We start from the raw sequence: 21,381 nt of genomic DNA, 5'->3' as shown, positions 1-21,381 counted from the left end.
GTTTCACTGCTCAGGCCCCCTCCTCGGAGGGGGCCTGAGTCGTTGTGGGGGCGAGACGGGGGACCACGCGAAAGCCCCCTCCGAAGAGGGGGCTTTCGTCGGCTGGTTCAGGCGGTCGGCGTGGGGGACGGGGTGCCCGCCCCGTCCGGGGTCGGGGTGGTGGCGGCGTCCGGGTCGGCCGGAGGCTCGTACGGAAGGGCGCTGCCCTTGACGTACTCGTCCCAGCTCATGTTCCAGTCGGTCCAGCCGTTGCCGTTCTGGAGCTTGCGCTCGGTGCCCTTGACCGTGATCGGGTCGCCGATCTGGGTGTTCTTGAAGAGCCAGTCGCCGTTGGCCATCGACACGTTCACGCAGCCGTGCGACACGTTAGTGGTGCCCTGCTGCCCCTCGGACCAGGGTGCCGCGTGGATGAACTCGCCGCCCCAGGTGAGGCGCTGCGCGAAGTCAATCTTGGTGCGGTAGCCCTCCTCCGGGCCCAGCTCCTCGAACGTGTCGAAGACCGTCTTGCGCAGCTTCTCGATGACGACCATGGTGCCGCTGGACGACGGGGTGCTCTTCTTGCCCAGGCTCACCGGGATGGTCTTGATCACAGAGCCGTTGCGGGTCACCGTCATCCGCTTGGTCTTGTTGTCCACAGTCATGACCACCGCCGCGCCGATCTTGACGTCCACCGAGAGGTCGGCGCGGCCGTACCAACCCGCACCCATCGGCAGGCCACCGGCCTGCACCCGGTAGGAGACCTTGCTGTTGGGCTTCCAGAACTCCTTCGGCCGGTACCGGATCTCGGTGGGGCTGACCCAGTGCCAGATCCCCTCCTGCGCCGGAGTCGAGGTGACGCTCATCCGGCGCTGCACGTCGTCGCGGTAGTCCTCCGGGACGGCCCGGCTGAACTTCACGATCAGCGGCATGCCCACCCCGACCACCTGGTTGTCACCGAGGAAGCTGCTCACCCGTATCTGGTTGCCGGGCTTGGCCATCGTGGTGAAGGTGCTCGTCGCGGTGGCCGGGAGTCCGTCGTCGCCCTTGGCGGTCACGGTGGCCGTGTAGCTCGTGCCGTAGGCCAGCGCGCCGGTCGGCAGCCACGACTTGCCGTCCTTGGCGAGCGCGCCCTCGACCGCCTTGCCGGCGGCGTCCTTCAGCTCGACAGCGGTCTCCACGGCGTCCTTCGTGGTGAAGGCGATGCCGGTGGACGCGGGCACGTCCTTGGCGTCGGCCGCCGGCTCGCTGATCGTCGCGGCGGCCTTCGGTGCCGGGTTCTCACCGCCGCCGTGCCACGAGGACGGCTTGCCGCCGTTGCCGTCGGTGCAGGCCGAGGTGAAGGCCAGCGCCACGGCGAGAAGCCCCGCCGCGAACACGCGGCGTCGCCCAGCGGGCCTGATCAGCTGGTCCTGGCTAGCTCGCATGAATTCCCTCACAGTTGTGGTCGCTGCCCCATCGTCTCTTATTGACGCGCCAGAGCCGGCCCCGGTTGCCGAGGGTGAACCGAAACACGCCATCAATAGTGCCCGAATCCTGCTACTATCCGGCGTTTCGTGAGCCTGGTTCGTCTCCGTACCGGGAGCGCGGGGGTCGCCGCGCAGTCATCGAGCGGCGGGAGTGCAAGGGTACGCCGGCCCGGCCAACGGCCGAGCCGGCGCAACGAGGCCGACGGCTCAGACCGCCGGGCCGGCCCCACCACTGGGCACCGGCAACGCGCTGCCCTTGATGAACTCCGACCAGCTCACGCTCCACGCCGTCCAACCGTTACCGGCGGCGATCCTGCGCTCGGTGCCCTTGATCGTGATCGGGTCACCGATCCGGGTCTTGCCGAACAACCATTTGGCGTTCGCCATCGACACGTTCACGCAGCCGTGCGAGACGTTCTGCCGCCCCTGCACGTGCTCCGACCACGGCGCGGCGTGGATGTACTCGCCACCCCAGGTGAGCCGCTGGGCGAACTGGATGTCGGTCACGTAGCGGTTGGCCGGATCCGGGTCGTCGCGGGTGTCGAAGACAGTGGCTTCCTTCTTCTCCATCACCACCATCGTGCCGCTCGACGACGGTGTGCTCTTCTTGCCCAGGCTCACCGGAATCGTGCGCACCGGCGCGCCGTTCTCGTACACCGTCATCTTCTTGTTGGCGTTGTCGACCTTCATCTCGAACGACCGGCCGATCTTGGCGGTGGCCTTGCGGTCGATGTCGCCGTACTTGCCGTTGCTCAGCGGCACCCCCGCCAGCGCGATCCGCACGGTGATGGTGGTGCCCGGCTTCCAGTACTCCGGGGCCCGGTAGTAGGCCTGCGTGCCGTTGCTGACCCAGTGCCACGCGCCCGGCTGCGGCGGGTCGGTCTGGACGAACATCCGCTTCTGCACCGCCGCCCGGTCCTTCTTCGGGATGCCCGGGTGGAACTCGGTGACCACCGGCATGGCCACCCCGTAACTCTTGTCGTCGAAGAGGTACAGGCCCGAACCGATCGTCGACTTCGGCTTGGCCATCGTGGTGAAGCTGCTGGTGCCCTGACTGCTCGTGCCGTCCGACGCGCTCGCCGTCACAGTGGCCGTGTAGCGGGTGCCCCACTTCAGCGGAGCGGACGGCACCCAGGCCGAGCCATCGGTACGCAGCTTGCCCTCGATCGAGCCGCCGCCGTCCGCCGTCAGGGTGACAGCGGACACCTTCCCGCCGTCCGGGAGCTTCGCGCTGATCTCCGTGCTCACCGGCCGGTTCTTCGTGCCGTTCGCCGGGCTCAACGTGAGCGCCGGCCCACTCGGTGTGCTCGGTGTCGAAGGTGCGGCTGAGCCAGGGGTGGCGCTCACGTCCGAGGACGCCCCGCCAACGAATTCCGGCTTCTTCTCGCCGCCGCCGCATCCGGTCAGTGCCAGCGACGCCGCAAGAGTCAGGGCGCCCACCACCGCCCCGGCTCGCGTGAACCGTGCCATGCCCACCTCTGTTCTCGCGTACCTGGCGGACATCGTGCCGCATCAGCGCCGCAACTCACGCCCCGATCTTGGCGGCGGTGGCCGGTTTGGGGCTTTTTGCCGGCAAAGCTCGACCGAAGGGGGGACCCGGGGAACCAAATTGGAGCCCGTGTTGGAGGGGTGCTAATGTTCTCTCCGTTGCCGATGAGCGCCGCTAGCTCAACTGGCAGAGCAGCGGACTCTTAATCCGCGGGTTCGGGGTTCGAGTCCCTGGCGGCGCACCAACGATCAAGGTCCTGATCTAGTGGTTCACACTGGGTCGGGGCCTTTTTCGCGTACGCCGATGCGACGAGGTCCGACGCCTGTGGCTGGACCGCGTCGCGGGCAGGTCAGCTGGACGACCGCCTCGGGAGTAGCAGCTCCTCATGATCGAGTTCACGTTCCAGAACGCGGAGCTCCTCGTCCGGCAGTCGGCCGGAGTCGCGCCAGCGCACGAGTTCCTCGCGCTGCGCGTCGATGGCTGTCCGCCGGATCCGAAGCGCCGCCTCATACGCCGGTGAGGTGGGCAGCTCGGATGAGCCGCTCTGCTCCAGAAGGTCCAGCCGCCCGCGGTAGCGCGCCAGCCGGGCCAGCAGCTGCGTACGGGTGGTGTTGACGGCCACCGCGCTGTCCGGCTCCACCGCGGCAACCTCGTCGAGGCGGGCCAGGGCGGCCTCGACCGCAGCCGAGCGGGCCTCGTTGCGTACGCGGGCCTGGTCGGCGGCGTTGGCGCGCAGGCCCAGCATCCGCACGAGCGGCGCGAACGTCAGGCCCTGCCCGACGAGTGTCACCAGAACGACCACGAAGGTGCAGAACAGCAGGAGGTCACGGTCGGGGAAGGGCGCGCCGCTGTTTGTGGTCAGCGGCAGGGTGAAGATCGCGGCCAGGCTGATCACCCCGCGTGTGCCGGACCAGCTCAGTGCCACCACCTCACGGGAGGTGAGTCGGCGGGCGTTGCGGTCAGCGCGCTCGATCTGCCGGGCGCTCCCGGGTTCGTCGGGGTCGTCCTGCTCGGAAATGCCGCCCAGCCGGGTGTGCAGCGACCGGGGGAGGGACTGGGTCATCACCAGCCACGCGGGGCGCAGCAGGAGCACCACGCCGACCGACACCGCGACGGCGATGACGATTGTCGACGTGTCGTACTGACGCAGGCCCTTGACGACCTCGGGAAGCTGCTGGCCGATGAGCAGGAAGACGAAGCCTTCGAGGAGGAAGTCGACCAGCCGCCACACCGCGCTGGTCTGCAGCCGGGCGGCGCCCGAGGTGAGCTGAGGCGTCTTATGGCCAACGATCAGCCCGGCGATCACCACGGCGAGCACCCCGGAGACGTGCAGTTCCTCGCCCAACAGGTAGGCCACGAACGGTGTCGCGAGCGAGATGGCGTTCGACAACAGTGGGTCCGCGGTGAACGGTCGGGCCAGACGTACCAGCCAGGCCACTGCCGCTCCCACGGCGACCCCGCCGACCGCCGCCAGCACGAACTGACCAACCGCGGACGGGAACGAGAACTCACCACCCACAGCGGCGGCCACCGCGACGCTGAGCATCGTCAGCGCGGTGGCGTCGTTGAGCAGCCCTTCGCCCTGAATGATCGTGACCATCTTCGGTGGCAGGTTCACTCGGCGGCCCACCGCCAGGGCGGCCACCGGGTCGGGCGGCGCGATGGCGGCGCCGACCGCGATCCCGGCAGCGAGCGTCGCCCCGGCGACGAACAAATGGAACCCGATGCCGACCAGCACCCCGGTGAGGAGCACCAGCAGCACGGACAGGCTGACCACGATGCGGAGGTTCCGGCGGATGTCCAACAGCGAGGAGTCCAGTGCGGCGCTGTAGAGCAACGGTGGCAGCACGATCATGAGCACAAGGTCGGGATCCAGGCCGACGTTGGGGCCGGGGAGCAGCGCGTACGCGATGCCGATGAGCGGCAGAAGCGCCGCGGCCGGCAGACCGGTGCGGGCCGCCACCCACCGTACGACGACGATGACCGCGACAGCGGCGAGCACGAACAACAACATCGAATGGGTGCTCACCTGGCTACTTCCCCCTGGAGCGGCGCGAGGGTCTTCGGATCCACTGCGGGCTCGCGGCCGAGCCGACCGTTCGGCGCTGTTGGCGCCGGTCAGCGCGGCAGCCAGCAGTAACGAGCGTACCCGCTTGATCAACCGGACCTGGCCGACCGCAGCTTCATGGCGACGGCGTCGGTGCTGCCGCCACCGCCGGCCTCACCACTGTGGAACCCGGTTCGACCGCCACTGTGAGCCTGCACGACCCGAGACACGTCCGACCCGGTGACGCTCCGCTCGGTGGCCGCCTTGGGGAGCCGTCCGGCCTGCTGCTAACGTCTCGTCCCGTTGTCAGCGAGCGCCGCTAGCTCAACTGGCAGAGCAGCGGACTCTTAATCCGCGGGTTCGGGGTTCGAGTCCCTGGCGGCGCACCAACGAGATAGGCCCTGACCTGGTGGTTCACACTGGGTGGGGCCTTTTCGTGTCTGAGGGCGATGGCTGGTCGTTCGGTGGGTGCTCGGGAGCCGTTGGACCCGGCCGTCGTCCTGTTGGATGCCTGGCTGTCGTTATGGACCCATGGGTCAGATGTCCGGCTGTCGTTCCCGCCGTACGCGGTCGAGGAACCTGTCGGCCTGGCGTCGGCTGGTGAGAGTGATCAGCTGGACGTGTGGCCCGTGATCACGGAGCAGGCTGCGGACGCGAGGCCGCATGGTGTGCCGGTAGCTGCCGATGTAGCGGACGAAGTTCCAGGTGATCCGGTCGTAGACGCCGTCGGCCTGGTGCTGGCCGCCGCGGTATCGCCACCGTCGTTGGACGATGCCCCACAGGCATGCGGCGGCGGGTAGGTCGAGGAAGATCACGGTGTCGGCGGCGGCGAGCCGGATGGGCAGGCTGCTGGCGTAGTTGCCCTCGATGATCCACCGCTCGCCGCTGACGAGCTTCTCCTGTTGAGCGGCGAACTCATCCCTGGGGAGCGGCCTCCAGCGCTCGTCGTAGTAGATCGCGTCGAGGTGGACCAGCGGTACGTCGAGGATCCGAGCGAGATTCCTGGCAACGGTGGATTTGCCGCTGCCGCCGCAGCCGATGATGGCGATCCGATCCACGTCTTCCACGGTAGGGCTGAGGAGGCGCACTCCGGCGGAAGGAGGGTTAGCAGCGCTCGTATCCTGCGCTTCATCCCACGGGGACATGGTGAGGGCCCATCGTGGTGTTCCGGATGCTGCCGCATGGGTCAACTCTGAGGTGAGCGCCAACGACTCGACGTGTCGCTGACTTGATGTGACGGCCCGCATGCGCTGTGCTTGTAACTGGTCGTCGTTCGATCGGGGTGATTCGTGGCTGCACAGGTGGATCCTGAGTGGTGGAGTTCGGGGCTTTGGAACGGTCTACCGATCAGTGAGTTTCTGCGGCGGCGCGACATCACCGCGGTCTTCCACTTCCTTCACGCCAGGGGCGTGTCATACGGCCGGATTGCGGCTCTTGTTGGCATCTCGCCCAACCGCGCTGCTGAAATCGCCAAAGGCGTCCGCCAGGTCACGGCCTACGAGGTTTTGGAACGGATCGCAGCCGGTCTGGACATTCCGCGTCCGGCTATGGGACTCGGGCGCGACGAGGACATCGTTGTGCCTCGCGACCCCGACCGCCTGGCTGTGAAGGGTGGAGCGGACCGATCGCCGGCCGGTGCCGCCGCCCGCATCGAGGTCAGCAATCTGGCCAGGCTCCGACTGGGACTGGACGAGGCTCTGGCAGCGGCGAGTGCCGCTCCTCGGCAGCTTGAGCTGATTGAACAAGCTGCGGGCGAGCATATGAGGGTCTACCCCTCAGCCTCGCCGCAGATCATGCTTGCGCTACTGGCTGCCGATTGCCGAGAGGTCCAGGCGCTGTCGCTTCGGCGGCAGCCGGCGGCAGTCCAGTCCCGGCTGTCCGGGGTGGCGGCGTTGCTGGCGACGATGTGCGCTGATGCGTTGATGAGGCTCGGAGACGTGTCCGAGGCTCGACGGTGGTATGGCACGGCGATCCACGCGGCGGACGACAGCGGGGAAGCTCGTTTCAGGGTGCTCGTGCGGGCCCAAGCGGCGATGCTGCCGTACTACTTCGGGGATCCAACCCAAACCGTTGCCCTGGCAGATGCGGCTCTGGCGGTGACGTCGAACGCATCGTCGCCAGGTGCCCTGGCAGCGGCGGGCCGGGCGCGTGCTCTGGCCCGGATCGGCGCCATCGAGCAGGCGCGGTCGGCCATCGATCAGGCACGGCGGCTGTTCGATCAGGCTGGCGACGAGGACACCGACGTGGCGTTCAGGTTTCCGGCGAAGCGGCTGCTGTTCTACCTCTCCGGGGCATACACCTGGCTCGGTGACACGGTGGAGGCGTACCGGGTCCAGGACGAGGCATTGCGGCTCTACGGCGCGGCTCCGGCCGTACCGATCGACGCGGCGCTCATCGCTCTGGACCGGTCGATGTGCCTCGCGCAGGACCGGCGGTCGACCGAAGCGGCCCTAACCGTGCGTGATGCCGTCGCGGACCTGCCCGAGACGCAGCGTACGGAGATCATCCTGACCAGGGCCACCGACGTGGCCATGGCGATCCCCGAGAAGAACGGGCGCGGCGAGGTCGCCAGCTTGACGGATTACCTACGGGCGTGCCGCGAGCGCGCCCGTAGTCTTGGGACCACAGCCGCACTCGGTCCCTAGGAGCCCCATGTTCGTCGAGGCGCGCACCCGGCCGGTGCTCGTCGAGGTGTGTCGTCTCCTCGGCTATTCCGACTTGGACGTGGTCCTGCTGCGGCACCACACCAACGCCGTCTACGCAGTCGGGGACGTGGTCGTCAAGATCGCCCCCGGCGATCATGACCTGGAACGGGTGCACGGGATGGTGGCCGTGGTCGACTGGCTGGTGGCCCGAGGTTTCCCCACGGTGGGCCTTCATCCGGGCGTCGCCCAGCCGATGCGGGTGGGCGGGTACGCCGTTACGGTCTGGCAGCGTCTGGACCCGGCACACGACGACCCCATCACCGTCTCCGAGCTCGGAAGCCTTCTCCGGGACCTGCACGCCTTGCCCGCTCCGCCGGTGCCGCTGCCTGCACTGCGACCGATCCACGGCATCGAGCGGGCCGTCACCCGCTCGGAGATCCTCAACGGCAAGGAACAGGATCTGTTGATGGGCAGGCTCGAGGCGCTGGCCGCCGGCTGGGAGGCGATGCGGTTTTCCCGCGGCACGAGTCTGATTCAGTCAGATCCGCAGGTCCGCAACGCGCTCCGGCGCTTCGACGGCACGCCCGTGCTGGCCGACTGGGACGGCGCCGCCCTCGGGCCCCGGGAGTGGGACATCGCCACGGTCGCTGTCCACTGCCGTCGGTTCGACCCGCCCGGTCCCGATGCCTTCGCCGGCTTCACCGCCGCCTACGGCTGGGATGCCACATCCTGGCCGAGATTCGAAGAACTGTGCCAGCTCCGTGAGCTGCAGATGATCGCCACCAACGCTCGCAAGTCCCGGCCCGGGACCGAGGCCGCCGACGAGGTGCACCACCGCATCGCGGGCCTCGTCGACGACGCGTCGGAACTCCGCCGCTGGCACATCCTCTGAGCCGAGTCTTGTAGGGCGGGCACCGTGTGGCCTATCTCCATTGGCTCAGGCGAGAAACGGTGAGGCCCACCGTGGCCCACCACGCTGGGTCTGTCTCCGGCCAGTGCCGCCAGCGATCGTGGACGTCAGGAACACGTCGGCGGAGCGGTCCAGGACCATCCTGACCCCCATGGCGCGCCGACGGGCCAGCGGCAATGTCACGCCAGGGAGACCCAGATGGACGTGCCACTTGGCGACAGGTCGGAACGCGACCCGACGCACCGGCAAGTGCTCGCGCCGGGCACTCCGTCGATCGCACGGGTGACTTCCCGTTCGCGTACCGCCAGCAGGGCTGCGTGGGCGGGTGACCGGCGGTCTGCTCCCAGCCGCTGGCCGACGGCGGTGGGCTTGCCGGTATGCCGGCAAGCCCACCGCACGCACGCGTCCACGCAGACCGGGAGCTGACTTATGACGGTGTACGTGTCGCGGTACGCGGCGACCGGCGAGCTGACGACAGACCGCGCAGCGGCGGTTGCGGTGTCGGCGCGGCGGGGCTCGACCGATCCGCCACTGCTGACGCACGTCTGGCGGATCGTGTTCGAGCGGCAGGCGCGAAAAAGCGATCGCCGATGAGCGGGGGCGGAGTGTCTGCCGCTCAGACGGACCCGGAGCTGCAGTCGGAGCATCTGCCGCTGCGTCCGCTCTGGCTTTGCCGGGCCTGCGGGCAGCCCTGGCCCTGTGGACGGGCCAAGCTCGCCCTGTTGACCAGCTACCAGGGCAGCCGGCTCAACCTGCTGCTCTACCTGTCCGGCTGCCTGCAGGAGGCCATCGACGACCTGCACCGACTCAACCCGAGCACCACCGGCGACGTCAGGAACCTGTTCGACCGCTTCCTCGGCTGGCCGGCTCGGCACCGTAGCCGTCGCCCGCCCATCGCCGGACCGGAGACACCGGAGGAGACATGACCGTCCGGGACATCGGGATCATCGCCACGACAGGGCAGCCGGCCATCGCCGGGACCTTCCATACCCTGGTCCTGCAGCCCACCAGCTTCTGCAACCTGGACTGCAGCTACTGCTACCTGCCCGACCGGCGCTCGCGCCAGCTCATGTCCGTCTCCGTTGCGACCGCCTGCGCCCGTTCAATCGAGCAGCAGGACAGCGCCCATCCGGTAAGCGTCGTGTGGCACGGCGGCGAGCCCACAACGACGCCGATTGACGTCTTCCAGGCACTGCTCGCTCCCTTCGAGGCTCTGCGGCGGGCTGGGCGGGTGCGCCACGAGGTCCAGACCAACGCGACGCTAATGAACGAGCGGTGGTGCGATCTGTTCGCCGCCTACGACTTCGAGATCGGCGTCAGCATCGACGGGCCCGGCATGCTCAACAGGAACCGGCTTGACCGAGCCGGGAACGCGACGACGGCCCGCACGATCCGCGGCATACGAGTCCTGGCCGAGGCCAGCCTGCCGTACTCGGTGATCTGCGTCGTCACACCCGAAACCATCGAACATGCCCACGACCTCGTCGAGTTCTTCACCGCCCTGCCCGGGTGCGAGTCGGTGGGCTTCAACATTGAGGAACAGGAAGGCGCCGCCCGCACGCCGGTGTCGGAGGAAGCCGCGTACCGGTTCTGGAGTCGACTCGTCCGGCACCGACTTGCCGGTAGTCCGCTGCGGATCCGCGACCTGGATCGCTTGGCCGACTACCTGGGTGCCACCCGCGCCGGCCTCACCGACCACGGCCCGTACGAACCAATCCCCACAGTCGCCCACGCCGGCCAGGTGGTTCTGCTGTCACCGGAACTGCTGGGTATCAAGAGCCCGCGGTACGGCGACTTCATCGCGGGCAACGTGCTCGGTGAAGCGATCGGCGACATGGTGGCCCGTGCCGGTGAGTTGCGATACGTCGCTGAGTTCGTGACGGCGCTCAACGACTGTGCGGACCGCTGCGCGTTCTACGACTTCTGTCGGGGCGGTCAGGCCGGCAACCGCTACTTCGAACACGGCAACTTCACCGCCCGGGAGACCGGTTACTGCCGCACGACTCGGCAAGCTCTGATCCGCGCCGCCGCGGATCACCTCACCCCTCAAGGAGGACCGTCATGACCAACGCCCTCGCTGCGCTTCTCGACGCACCGCCGGACCGCCTCGCCCTCCTCGGCGTCGACCCGCAGCGCGCGGTAGCGTCGATCGACGCGGCGAAGTTCGACAACCGACCCGCCTGGGACAACAAGGGAAAGTTCGACAGCCGCCCCGGCTGGGACAACTGGAACAAGAAAAAGTAGCCCGCCGACCGGCGGCTCGAGTCGACGCGCGGGGTGGCGTGCCCACCCCGCGTCCGAACAGGTTGGAAAGACATGCGTACGACCACCGTGGGCGACGTGACGATCCTCCTGCCCGACCTCGACCCGGAAGACCTCGACCAAGTCAGCGACCTACCCGACGACGACCTTCACGACGGCCTCGTGCAGGACGCTTCCTGGGGAGGTCGACAGATCGCCGACTGGAGCATCCGAGGCTGCCGGATCACCGGAGCGGATCTCGGTGAGATCGCCTGGGAGGGTGGTGCCCTTTACGGCTGCGAGATCGTCCAGACGGACCTGTCCGGAGCGGCCCTCACCGGCGTCAGCATCGAGCGGTGCTCGGTCACCGGCTCCCGCCTCACTGGAACCCGACTCATCGACGTGCGGCTCAAAGACGTTTTGTTCGACAACTGCCGGTTCGACTACGCCACCCTGAACCGCGTCAACGCCGCCGGTTCGGTGGCCTTCATCAACTGCACCCTCGTCCACGGCACATGGTCATCCTGCCGGCTTTCCGGCATTGTGTTGCGGTCGTGCGACCTCGGCGACCTGGAACTCGACTCGTGCCGTCTCGATGGCGCCGATCTGCGGGGCAGCCGGTTGCACGCCTTCACGGCGCCGCTGGACAATTTGCAGGGCGTCGCCCTCAGTGAGGATCAGCTTCCCGAACTGACGCGGATGACCGTCAACGCCCTGAGCATCGACGTTCGCGCGGACGGGGCGAGCGGCTACGACCGATGACGCCGCCACCCGCCGCGGCGTTGCTTAGCGGTCCGCCGCGTCGCCGATTTGTCCGGCCGGCTCGGTGGTCCAGCCACAGGTGGATGACCGTGTGGTGGCGTGGTTGAGGATGCGTGCATAGCAGCGCCATCGCCAGCCCTTGGCGGTACGGTGCAACGCGATCGTCGCACTGCCGCACGCCCCACACGTCGGGGGTTGCTGCGCGAACTGCGTCGCGTTCTCGTGCTCAAGTATTTTGCGAGCGAAATGAGCGCCTTCCATCACGAGCATGACTTCTCGGCTTTGGTGTTGGGAGAGGACGTTGAGGCTTCCGAGAAGTACGAGCCGCTCGTCGATGACGACGATTTTCTGGTGCATCTTGTACATCTCAACGATGGTGGGCCCTGCTGCTCTCAGCGTCTTCAGGTTCTGCTGTGAGTTGTCGGTGCCCTGCAGGTGGTCTCTGGCGTCACGGACAAAGACGACGACTTTGACGCCTCGTCCAACCGCTTCACCAAGCACCGGCGCCACCGATTTCGTTCGGTTCGCGGTCCAGGTCGCCCACATCCAGATGGAGTGTCGTGCGGACTCGAGGTGCTCGGCGAAGGTTTTATAGAACGTCTTCTCGTCTTGGATTTCGGCGACGCGTACATGTTGGGCCAGGATGTCGGCTAGGTCGCTGCTGAATTCTCCCAGCAGCGGCCGGTCGGGCTCAGGAACGGACGGCGCGGTGATCAGCTGCTCCGCACGCACGGTGCGGATTTTTTTGCCGAGTAGCGGTGCGATACATGCCAGTACGGTGTCTGGAGGAGCTTGCTCGATGCGCTGCCGGCTGCCAATGAGATAGAGACGGTCCTTGGTGCGGGTGACGGCGACGTTGAACAACTTGAGACCCTCACGGGCGAAGCTGCCACGAGAAGGGCTTGCCTGGGCGATCCATCGGGACTTGGCGTTGTCCTCGACGAGGTCGAGAACCACCACATCGAACTCTCGGCCCTGGAAGCGGTGGGCGGTGCCGACCTCGGTGGGATGGGCCCCGGTCTCCTCCCAGTCCCGCAACGCCTCGAGGGTGGCGTCAGCTTGCGTGTTGTACGGCGTGATGACGCCGATTGTCTCTCCACGCGAGCGGTGGTACTGGGCCAAGGCCCGGCTGATGAGCGCACCAGCAGGCCACCAGCCCTTGGTAGGGCCGGATCCTCGTACAGCGCCGAGGTCGCCCAGTCGGTCGGTGTCGATGAGGACGATCTCCGGGTCGTCGGCGCCGCGGACGCGGGTGTTGGGCGCAGCGCGTAGCAGGCCGTCATAGGCGACAGCGTTGGCCACGTGCATGACGTCGTGTCCGAAGCGGTGCTGCTCATCGAGCACAGTGCAACCGGGGTTCGCGGTCGCGTCAGCGGCGACGGTAATGCCGCAGAGACCGAAAACGTCGTCGCACAGCCACTGCTGCACGTCGGCGCGCTTGCTCTTGGTGATGGGCTTTGGTAGGACGGGGCCGAGTTGCATGAAGTCCCCGAGGAGCACAGCGGTGGTGGCCGCGCGGGACACTGCCAGCAGTGTTTCGGGGATGGTGGCAGCGCCGACTTCGTCGACGAGCACGACGTCGTAAGGACCGTCGAGGAGGACCTTGGCGGTACGCAGCCGTGCGAGGGTGGTGGCGATGACGCGGGCTTGGCGGATGAGGGTGCTTTCCGCGTCGCGGCGGAGGCGGTCGTAGTCGTCGTGGGCTTTGGCGTGCTCCTTTTCAAGGCGAGATCTGGTGGGAGCCTCGGCAGCAGCGCGGCGGCGCAATGACTGCATACGCTCGTGCTGGGCCGGCAGTTGGTGACGGTCAGCCCGCTCGACCAGGGTTCGCTGCGCTGGCGTGGCGCGCGGGGCCGCCTCGGCCGCCAGTAGTCGCTGCTGAGCCGCGTCGTGCTCGTTTACTGCCGCGGACAGGTCAACGGCCGCCGAGTGGTGGATGCGTTGTGCCTCGGTCAGAGCGCTGTCACGGACGGCGATCTGTTCCCGGCTGAACCGCACCTTGGCTGTAAGTGCCGCCACCTGAGGCTCCCTGGAGCGGTGGAACCGGGCGAGAAGGGCCTGGTCCTGTTGCACCTGCGCGCCGAGCGTTCCTATCGTTTCCCGCTGCTCCTGCAGGAGATTGCGGAGGCGATTTAGCTGACGCCGGTTGCGGGCCCGAGCCCATGGTCCGCCGTCCTGGGCCGAGGCAAGGTCCGACTCGGTTCGATCGCATTCGGCTCGCGCGGCGAGCAGCCGCACGGCAATTCGGTCAGCCTCCTGCTGGGCGAGCGTGGCCTCTCGCCTGATGCCGTTGAGGGCGTCCAGTGCGGTTCGCGAATCCGATGCCTCCACTACTGCGGCACGAGCTTTCTGCAACGCGGCATCGGCCTGTGCCAAGGCACGACGGCATGCGGTGATTTGATCGCTGGCATTCGCCAGCTGTTGCGCGAACCGGGGTATATCCCGATCCCGGCTAACCGCGGCACGAGCCCGTTCATGCTCACTGGGGTTGAAGTCTGCGACCAGCTTTTCGATGGTGTGAAGATCGTTCGCTATCTGCTTGAGTGCCAGGAGCCGGTTCTGCAGGGTCGACCGGCGCTGCTCGGCCTTGGCCAGCGTTGCCTTGACGAGGTGGGTGAGCGACACGTCGGGGTCGGTGGCGATCTCCCGTAGATGGGGTGGTCCGACGCGGATCAGATCCCCCGGGCGGTGCCGACGGTGTCGCATCACACCGGCGAGGGCGTTGTCGACCGCGATGTTGGTGGCCGACACCAGCAGGACCCGTTTGCCATCGGCGATCAGGGCGCTAATCGCATCGCTGAGCACCCGTGTTTTCCCGGTGCCCGGCGGTCCCCAGACCAATCGCACCCCCGGACGTAGGCAGGACGTGTACGCCTCACATTGCGCCGGCGTGAATCCCGCGACACGGTTCAGCATTTGGGGCGCGGGGGAGAGGCGTCCTGCGGCGAGGTCTGCGGCCAAGCCCACTGGTTCTACGGTGGCGAGGACCTCGCGGAGCCGATCCAATAGGTAGGCCGGGGGCTGACGCTGCTGCCAAAGGTAGGCGTCGCCGAGGTCCACGAACTCCGCGACCCGAACCCGCAGTTGCTGCCCCTCTTGCATCACCTCAAGCGGCCGATATTCACCCTCGGCTCCCCTTGGTGGGGCCGTACCGGCCACGCGCAGCGTGTCGATCTGGTCCACGTCGGCACGCGCTCTGCGTAGGTCAACGCTGCACCAGCCCGCCTCTGCCATGGGATGAGCCCGTCCCACCCGCCACCACGTCGCCGCGTTCGTACCGCCTACCGTCGACCGCCAGACGTCGACCACGGAACAGACTTCCTCGCGCCACCCCAACACCAATCACCTCGGATCGCTCGCTGGCCTGGCGCACGGTGTGTACACCGTCAGGACTGGGAGGTATGAGCTCTAGCAACGCCGCGCCCTCAGGACGCCCGCCGCTTGTCGAAGCCAAGCCGCTGACGCTCGACCATGACGATCCGCCGATCAAGCGGGATCGCCTCATCGGCAAGGAGGTCGTGGTCGACGTAGCTGCCGTCAGTCGCCAACGGATCGGCCATCTTCGCGACACTGTCGTGGGCGTATGCGCGAATCAGGGCGCTCTTGCGTTCGAGCATCTCCAACAGCCGCTGATCCACGGTATTTCTGGCCAGTAGGCGGTGAACCCGTACACCGCGGGTCTGACCCATCCGGTAGCACCGCCGGATGGCCTGCTCCTCGTGTGCTGGGGTGAGCTGCGGCTCGGTGAGCACGACCACCGACGCCGCCGGAAGGTTCAGGCCCACCCCGCCAACGCCGATCTGGCTGACCAAGACGGCGTGGCCGTCCGTGCCGCTGAAGTCGTCCACGACCTGTTGCCGAGCAGCGACAGGGACGGCCCCGGAGAGCAGGAATGTCGGCGTTCCTTCCTGCAGGCTCACGCGCACGCGGTCCAGGACCTCCAGAAAATAGGAGAAGACCACGACCTTCCAACCGTTGTCCGCGGCCTCTTGGACGACCTCGCGCAGGCGCTCCACCTTTGCCGGCATCGTTGATCCGTCAGCGACAACGGCGGCACGGCGCATGTGGGCGAACTGCCGGGCCTCGACCGCCCGCCGATAGGCGCGCGTTTCCGCCTGGCCCATCTCGACCCAGTCTGTGACCTCGATCAGGTCCGGAAGTTCGGCGAGGACGTCTTTTTGATTGCGGCGGAGGTACACGGTGGCGACCTTGCGGCGGAAGCTGGCGGCACCGGCCAACCCGTCCGTGACGCTGATCGTCGCTGCCACCGCAGGGTTCAGGTAGCGGATCAAGTTTCGGAACTCCTCGACCCGGTTCAGCATTGGCGTACCGGTCAGGAAGAGGGCTCGGGGTGCCTGGGCGAGATAAGCGGCGACGGCCTGGGACCGTTGAGCTGCCGGGTTCTTGATCAGTTGCGCCTCGTCCACGATGACGACTCCGGGGCGGATATCTTGAGGTAGGGACAGCCGGCTCAGCGTTTCGAAGGTTGTGACGGCCACGCCGCCGTCAGCGTGCCATTGGCGGATCGCTTCGTCGCGCTGCGGCCCGTGTAGCCGGTGGGCGGAAAGCGTGCTGTGGGATGCAATCTCATTGAGCCAGTTCACGATGACGCTGGCCGGGCAGACGACGAGGAAGTGACGCCCTCCGGCGGCAGCGAGGTGGGCGCAGACCGCAATGGCCTCGATCGTCTTACCCAACCCCATCTCGTCACCAAGGATGCAACGACGTTGCAGGAGCGCGTACCGGACTCCGAAAGCCTGATAGCCGCGCAACGTGACCCGTAACCTCCCCAGGTCCAGCCCGATCTGCCCGGCCTGGTTCTGAAGAGCCTGCGGCAAGTGTCCATGCGCTGCGGCGCCGTCTGTCGTGCTACCGCTGACTCGCTCCAGCAGCGTGTTGTAGACCGCGGCGTGGCGTGCAAAGTCGGCCCACAGAGCATCCCGGCCAACAGTTAGTGCCTGGCTGTTTGATTGGTCCCACTGGGCAAGAAGCGTTGCCGCTGCGTCTGCTTGGCGGCTGCTCAACAGCCGCTCCACCTCCGCGACCGCTGACTTCGTAGCGGCCTTGGTGGCTGCCCGAGCGAACCACAGTCGCCCTACGCGGGTTGCTCGTTTCGCCCTACGCAGAGCGTCGGCCAGGTCGTCGGCAAGCGGGCCCAGGCGGGCGGTGCCGTCGGCGTGCAACTCGGTGACTATACGAAGCACCCACAGGGCCCGCAGCAGCGGTTCCAGGGCCGGGTCTTTGCGGTCGGCGTCTAAGCGCACCGAGGCGCCTTGCTCGACAAGGCGTTGAAGCGCATGCGCCGCATCGGCTATGGCCGCCGCGCTGCGGCTTCCTACCCCTGGAAGTCGTACGAGGTCACCGGGCGATGCGCCCAGCACGTCCAAGACTGTGCGGTAACCCTGTTGCTCAAGGCTCGGTGGGATTCGCAGACCCGACCGTACGGATCGGAGTTCCTGAACAGGCGTGCCCCGCAGCCCTTCGACCACGGCAACATGGTGTGCTTGGCGATACAGCTCTGCCGCCTCAAGCTCCGCGGTTGTTCGAGCTGACTCGAACGCGGTGAGCTGCTCCTGCAGTAGGTGCCCACGCCACCACACGTCTCGCGCAGCTAGTCGATTGAAGGATGCCTCTGTCGTGCCCCGGGGCTCTGATCGTGCCGCCCCCCGTTGACCCAAACCTTTGCTCCTTCCGGCAGCCGCAGCATCCACCCTCCGTTAGGCCAGCATGTGAAGGCAACGAGAGCGCGGTGTCGGATGGCTGATAGACAGGCATGACCTTGATCTTGTCCGTGCTGCCTGTAACCGGCTCTGGCACACATGTGATGAGTCGTGCTCGCCGAGGGTCCGGGTTAGATGCCCAGGGTGGAGATTTCGTGCAGATTCTCCTCAATCCCGATGCGGCACCCGAGTTGCTCCCGGACAGCATCCGAATCGGCGCCGAAATGACTGCGGCGCGCGCACTGCGAGCGCCGCGCAACTTGCTGGAAGGGTCATTTTCCCGACACAACATTAACGTCGCCGTCCACTACGTTCACCTAGCTACTTGGCCGCCTATGGCCTGACCTGTAATGCCTGGCCGGCATAGGCCAGAGCCTCACCACGAGACGGGAATCGACGGTGATGATCAGACATAGGAACGGCGGCCTCACCGCGCTGGCCGCCGCGCTCGGCTTGGTCGCCGTGGCGGGCTGCGGCTCGACCAGCGATCCGCAAGGATCCGGTCCTTCGACCACGCCCTCGGCCACCACCTCGCCCAGCCCATTGCCCTCGCCGGCCGTTTCGTTGTCGCCTACGCCCGCCACGAGCATCAGCCCGCCAGCGCCTGCCGAGCCGAGGCTTGGCCAAAAACAGGCGACGGACCTGGGCGACGTGACGGTCTACAGCGTCAAGTTCCCCGTGCAAGCGCAAGACGACGTCGCCACCAGGATCCGAACGAAGGGCACGCAGTTCGCGGTTGCTGACATCAAGGCGTGCTCGAACGGCACCACGGACAGTGATGGCTACGGGTTCAGCATCAGCGACTTCCAACTCGTAGACACGGAGTCACGGACCTACACGTTCTGGAACGTCCAGTTGGGCGCGCGCTCACCCAACCTCACTGACAGCCTCAGCTCAGTCGCCACTCCGCGCGCCGGTGCTTGCAAGCGGGGTTGGTTGACCTTCGAGCTGCCGCCGAAGACGCGAATCGTGTCTGTGGAGTTCGCACCGTCCGGCGGCCTGCCCCTTAGCTGGAAGGTTCGTTAGGGCGGTGTATAGGTTCTACCCGCGGGTCGAACGCCAGGGGTTGCACGCCCCTCCGGCTTTCGAGACCGACTGGCCCCCACGGACGCGGCCCGCTTACCGCAGGCTACTTAGGCATTGGCATTGCCTCAAGGTCTGGACCCGGCGTATCGGGGTGGGGCCGCATCAACGCGGCACCACCCCGATACGTGGACTGCTACGAGCTGTTTCCGATTGTCCTGATTACCCAGGACGCGACGGCGTGTAGCACGCCGCTGGCTACGCCGCGGATGGCAGCGGCGGCCAGCGTCACCCCTTCCGCGCGGGTTAGCCGGCTCCGCCCTTGCGGTTTGCCTGGCTCATGCGGGTCGGGGGCATCCTGCACTGTGGACCGGTGATGACGCTGATCAACCACGAAGTGGACCCCTTCAAGGCCTGCCGGATCGGTATCGGTCCGGCGAGTTCCATGGTCGTTTCTGAATACGTGCAGGTCAAAGTGCTCATCGCGAGGCTGTTGCGGGGATACCACAAGGCTCAGTGCGGTGTAACTACCACTCTCCTACCCGGAAAACTTCGAGCTTGGTACGGTCCTAGTTGGGGTTCGTGGCGGAAAGATATAAGGAAGAACGTCGTGAACCCCCGATACCCCTCATACCCCCGTATGCCTGGTTCCCCCGCAGCAAAGGTGTGGAGATTTGTCGAGCCCCGCAGCCGCTCCACCCATTTCGGACACTCTCGCCCGATTGCGCCGTTTAGTGGAGAAGTCGAAGAGGCGGACTGGCATACAGATTCCCCCTGAGTTCGTACGCGCCGACGGTGAGGCTGATCCACCTTTGGCGCAAATGATCCGTGGAGGCCGTGGTGGAGAGGTGCGGCTTAAGCTCTACCTCTCCCTGACGCTCCTTGCGGTGCAGCGGCCCTACGACATCAGGTCGAAGCCCGGCCGTGCATGGGCGGAGCTGTTGGATCTGCCTGACCCAGGCGTCAACGGGGCTCGCCGTATCGCTGATGCGCTGAGCTGGCTTAGCGACGCCAGGCTGCTCAAGCTGGACAGGCGTCCAGGCCTTCCGTCGGATATCACGCTGCTCAATCCATCTGGCGACGGTCGGAAGTACGCATGGAATAGCGGCCGGTACATCAGCCTCCCCCTTGACGTTTGGACACAGGGCTGGATCCTGTCGCTGTCCGGCACCGCGGTTGCCCTGCTGTTGGTTCTGCTAGAGATGCAGGGGGGCAAGGCGATCCACGATCCGCCCTGGTTGACCGGTGTACAGCGAAAGCGGTATGGGCTCTCGGACGACACGTGGACCAGGGCAGCCAAGGAGTTGGAGAGCCGTCAACTGCTGACAGTCCGCCGAATCCCGCAGGGAAAGGAGTTTGACTATCGCCGCCTGCGGAACACGTACTGGGTAAACCTTCCCCACCTGGCTTCGCCTGCCCCGTAGTGGTGCCCCGGGCGCAGGCGCTGCCTGAGTGCGGTGGCCGTGATGACCGCTTCCCGGCCCGACTGCAAGGTCAGGCCGGCCAGTTGGATGGGTCCGCTAGGCCGCCGCTGCTTGTCGTTCTCCTGCTTTCGGCACAAGCCTGAGTCCGACGTCTCTGCCCGACCCCATAGCTACCGGCCTGTCAAATGGGGGACCGGACGTTCCGAGACGGTTCAGCATGGGGCGCCACTACGCGACATGCCATTGACTATTTTGCCTGCTCAGGCGGCACGGCCTGATACCGAAAGTCACCGTCTGGCATCGGCAGAGCAGCGGACTCTTAACCCGCGGGTTCGGGTTCGAGTCCCTGGCGGCGCACCAGCAGTATTCAGGGGGCATGGCCAACCGGCGATGCCCCCTGAATTGCGTTGTTCGGCGGGGCGACGCCGATCACGAGCGGACCACGACGTCCCAGCGCCCACACGATGAGCGCGAAGCAGCAGAGCGCTGTTCCCGCGATGGTGACCGCTGTCCAGCCGCCTGCGGACCAGAGCGCGGTCGCGGCGGCGGAGCCGATGGCGGCGCCGACGAAGTTGCCGGCTGCCAGCGCGGTGTTGAGCCGGCTCCGGGCCTCGTGAGAGAGGGCGAACAGCCGCGCCCGGTTGAGCAGGGCCTGCGTCTGGAGGGCGACGTCGAGCATGACGATCACGATGATGACGAGGGCGACGGACCGTACGGCGAACGCCGCGACGACGAATGCGGTGAGGGCCAGTACCCAGGCGGCGCCGGTGGCTGGAAGAGACCAACCGCGATCGTGCAGCCGTCCGCCGCGTAGGCCGGAGAGGACGCCAGCGAGGCCGGCCAACCCGAACAACCCGATCACCGCCACCGGGTACCGGAACGGCGGGCCGCTGAGGAGGAACGTCAGCGCCGTCCAGAACAGCGAGAACGCGGCGAACCCGGTGCCGGCCAGGACCAGCGTCCATCGGACCGCCCGCTCGCGTACGACCACCGCGCCGACCGAGGCGATGAGCTGCGCGTAGGGCATGCGTGTCCGCGGTGCCAGCGGTGGAATGGTGCGGTAGAGCACGATCGCGAGCACGACGGCGAGGACCGCGGCGAGGGCGAAGATCGTCCGCCACCCGGCGGCGTCGGCGACGAGGCCGCTGATCGTGCGGGAGGCCAGGATGCCGGTGAGGGTCCCGGATCCGACGACGCCGACGATCCGACCGCGCTGGGCGTCGCCGGCGAGGTCTCCGGCGAGCGGGGTGAGGATCTGCCCGGAAATCGTCGTCACGCCGAGCACGCCGAGTGCGAGGAGGAGCGCGCCGATCGACGGCGCCAGCGCGCACAGCAGCAGTGCGGCGGCCGAGGTCAGCAGCATGATCGGGACGAACCGGCGGCGGTCCAGGACGTCACCGAGCGGTACGAGCAGCAGCACGCCGACGGCGTACCCGAGCTGCGTCGCGGTGACCAGCCAGCCGGCCGTCGCGGTCGTGACGCGTAGATCGCCGGCGATGAAGCCGAGCAGTGGCTGGGCCCAGTACAGGTTGCCGACGGCCACTCCCGCCGCCAACGCGAAGAGGAACGTCAGCCGGCGGCTCATCCCTGGCGGCGGTGCCATGCGGGGTGCTGCCACCCCTGCCACGCTACGGCGCGGGGCCAAGCGTGCGCCTCGACGAGGGCCTGAGCGTGC

At 67.3% G+C, this 21,381-nt stretch carries 16 protein-coding genes and 2 tRNA genes; 11 read left to right on the top strand and 7 right to left on the bottom strand.

Annotated elements, in window-relative coordinates:
* Positions 1–107: 107 nt before the first annotated feature.
* Together OG598_RS21015 and OG598_RS21010 are read right to left on the bottom strand one after the other, a co-directional pair.
* The gene (locus OG598_RS21015; protein WP_328650714.1) at positions 108–1,403 is read right to left on the bottom strand and encodes a L,D-transpeptidase; all 1,296 of its coding nucleotides are present in this window, start codon (positions 1,401–1,403) and stop codon (positions 108–110) included.
* A gap of 249 nt (positions 1,404–1,652) precedes the next feature.
* On the bottom strand, positions 1,653–2,915 hold the full coding sequence (locus tag OG598_RS21010; protein WP_328650713.1) for a L,D-transpeptidase: 1,263 nt from the start codon (positions 2,913–2,915) through the stop codon (positions 1,653–1,655).
* 187 nt (positions 2,916–3,102) lie between these two features.
* Between OG598_RS21010 and OG598_RS21005 the strand changes: the two genes are divergently transcribed.
* Positions 3,103–3,178 (top strand) — tRNA-Lys (locus OG598_RS21005).
* A gap of 105 nt (positions 3,179–3,283) precedes the next feature.
* Here OG598_RS21005 and OG598_RS21000 read toward each other — a convergent pair.
* Positions 3,284–4,948, bottom strand: a complete 1,665-nt coding sequence (locus OG598_RS21000) for a Na+/H+ antiporter (protein ID WP_328655394.1) — start codon at positions 4,946–4,948, stop codon at positions 3,284–3,286.
* A gap of 346 nt (positions 4,949–5,294) precedes the next feature.
* Here OG598_RS21000 and OG598_RS20995 point away from each other — a divergent pair.
* Positions 5,295–5,370 (top strand) — tRNA-Lys (locus tag OG598_RS20995).
* A 147-nt stretch (positions 5,371–5,517) separates the two neighbouring features.
* On the opposite strand, the gene OG598_RS20990 is transcribed toward OG598_RS20995, so the two are convergent.
* Positions 5,518–6,039, bottom strand: a complete 522-nt coding sequence (locus tag OG598_RS20990) for a topology modulation protein (RefSeq protein WP_328650712.1) — start codon at positions 6,037–6,039, stop codon at positions 5,518–5,520.
* A gap of 231 nt (positions 6,040–6,270) precedes the next feature.
* Here OG598_RS20990 and OG598_RS20985 point away from each other — a divergent pair, with 231 nt between their 5' ends.
* The 7 genes from OG598_RS20985 to OG598_RS20955 all read left to right on the top strand — a co-directional run bounded on the left by OG598_RS20985 (position 6,271) and on the right by OG598_RS20955 (position 11,539).
* On the top strand, positions 6,271–7,626 hold the full coding sequence (locus tag OG598_RS20985) for a hypothetical protein (RefSeq protein ID WP_328650711.1): 1,356 nt from the start codon (positions 6,271–6,273) through the stop codon (positions 7,624–7,626).
* 7 nt (positions 7,627–7,633) lie between these two features.
* Positions 7,634–8,518 carry a phosphotransferase gene (locus tag OG598_RS20980; RefSeq protein ID WP_328650710.1) on the top strand — a complete coding sequence of 295 codons (885 nt, stop codon included), beginning with the start codon at positions 7,634–7,636 and terminating at the stop codon, positions 8,516–8,518.
* Positions 8,519–8,965: 447 nt separating this feature from the next.
* Complete coding sequence (amcA, locus tag OG598_RS20975; RefSeq protein WP_328650709.1) at positions 8,966–9,130, top strand: multiple cyclophane-containing RiPP AmcA; 165 nt, start codon at positions 8,966–8,968, stop codon at positions 9,128–9,130.
* Complete coding sequence (locus OG598_RS20970; protein ID WP_442931336.1) at positions 9,127–9,462, top strand: hypothetical protein; 336 nt, start codon at positions 9,127–9,129, stop codon at positions 9,460–9,462. The genes amcA (OG598_RS20975) and OG598_RS20970 overlap by 4 nt, the downstream gene beginning before the upstream one ends.
* A complete protein-coding gene (gene amcB, locus OG598_RS20965) occupies positions 9,459–10,601 on the top strand; it encodes a cyclophane-forming radical SAM peptide maturase AmcB (RefSeq protein ID WP_328650707.1) in 1,143 nt (380 codons plus the stop codon). The genes OG598_RS20970 and amcB overlap by 4 nt, the downstream gene beginning before the upstream one ends.
* The gene (amcA, locus tag OG598_RS20960) at positions 10,598–10,780 is read left to right on the top strand and encodes a multiple cyclophane-containing RiPP AmcA (protein ID WP_322442471.1); all 183 of its coding nucleotides are present in this window, start codon (positions 10,598–10,600) and stop codon (positions 10,778–10,780) included. The genes amcB and amcA (OG598_RS20960) overlap by 4 nt, the downstream gene beginning before the upstream one ends.
* A 72-nt stretch (positions 10,781–10,852) precedes the next feature.
* On the top strand, positions 10,853–11,539 hold the full coding sequence (locus tag OG598_RS20955) for a pentapeptide repeat-containing protein (RefSeq protein ID WP_328655393.1): 687 nt from the start codon (positions 10,853–10,855) through the stop codon (positions 11,537–11,539).
* Positions 11,540–11,563: 24 nt separating this feature from the next.
* On the opposite strand, the gene OG598_RS20950 is transcribed toward OG598_RS20955, so the two are convergent.
* The gene (locus tag OG598_RS20950; protein ID WP_328650706.1) at positions 11,564–14,722 is read right to left on the bottom strand and encodes an AAA domain-containing protein; all 3,159 of its coding nucleotides are present in this window, start codon (positions 14,720–14,722) and stop codon (positions 11,564–11,566) included.
* A 242-nt stretch (positions 14,723–14,964) separates the two neighbouring features.
* Positions 14,965–16,920, bottom strand: coding sequence for a DEAD/DEAH box helicase (locus tag OG598_RS20945; protein ID WP_328655392.1), 1,956 nt, complete (start codon positions 16,918–16,920; stop codon positions 14,965–14,967).
* Between the two features lie 738 nt (positions 16,921–17,658).
* On the opposite strand from OG598_RS20945, the gene OG598_RS20940 reads away from it, so the two are divergent.
* Together OG598_RS20940 and OG598_RS20935 are read left to right on the top strand one after the other, a co-directional pair.
* Positions 17,659–18,285 (top strand): hypothetical protein, encoded by a 627-nt coding sequence (locus OG598_RS20940; RefSeq protein ID WP_328650705.1) that lies wholly within the window; start codon positions 17,659–17,661, stop codon positions 18,283–18,285.
* Between the two features lie 731 nt (positions 18,286–19,016).
* Positions 19,017–19,706, top strand: coding sequence for a hypothetical protein (locus tag OG598_RS20935; RefSeq protein ID WP_328650704.1), 690 nt, complete (start codon positions 19,017–19,019; stop codon positions 19,704–19,706).
* 367 nt (positions 19,707–20,073) lie between these two features.
* Here the strand turns inward: OG598_RS20935 and OG598_RS20930 are convergent, their stop codons facing one another.
* The gene (locus OG598_RS20930; protein ID WP_328650703.1) at positions 20,074–21,324 is read right to left on the bottom strand and encodes an MFS transporter; all 1,251 of its coding nucleotides are present in this window, start codon (positions 21,322–21,324) and stop codon (positions 20,074–20,076) included.
* Between the last annotated feature and the right edge of the window lie 57 nt (positions 21,325–21,381).

Origin of the sequence: Micromonospora sp. NBC_00330 (assembly GCF_036136635.1) — a bacterium.
Taxonomy (GTDB): Bacteria; Actinomycetota; Actinomycetes; order Mycobacteriales; family Micromonosporaceae; genus Micromonospora; species Micromonospora salmantinae.
This window is presented reverse-complemented; position numbering and strand designations above follow the sequence as displayed.

Excerpts from the sequence above, each read along its gene's own strand:
- OG598_RS21015 (WP_328650714.1), bottom strand. The coding sequence starts at position 1,403 with ATGCGAGCTAGCCAGGACCAGCTGATCAGGCCCGCTGGGCGACGCCGC.
- OG598_RS21010 (WP_328650713.1), bottom strand. The coding sequence starts at position 2,915 with ATGGCACGGTTCACGCGAGCCGGGGCGGTGGTGGGCGCCCTGACTCTT.
- OG598_RS21000 (WP_328655394.1), bottom strand. The coding sequence starts at position 4,948 with ATGTTGTTGTTCGTGCTCGCCGCTGTCGCGGTCATCGTCGTCGTACGG.
- OG598_RS20980 (WP_328650710.1), top strand. The coding sequence starts at position 7,634 with ATGTTCGTCGAGGCGCGCACCCGGCCGGTGCTCGTCGAGGTGTGTCGT.
- amcA (WP_328650709.1), top strand. The coding sequence starts at position 8,966 with ATGACGGTGTACGTGTCGCGGTACGCGGCGACCGGCGAGCTGACGACA.
- OG598_RS20970 (WP_442931336.1), top strand. The coding sequence starts at position 9,127 with ATGAGCGGGGGCGGAGTGTCTGCCGCTCAGACGGACCCGGAGCTGCAG.
- amcB (WP_328650707.1), top strand. The coding sequence starts at position 9,459 with ATGACCGTCCGGGACATCGGGATCATCGCCACGACAGGGCAGCCGGCC.
- amcA (WP_322442471.1), top strand. The coding sequence starts at position 10,598 with ATGACCAACGCCCTCGCTGCGCTTCTCGACGCACCGCCGGACCGCCTC.
- OG598_RS20955 (WP_328655393.1), top strand. The coding sequence starts at position 10,853 with ATGCGTACGACCACCGTGGGCGACGTGACGATCCTCCTGCCCGACCTC.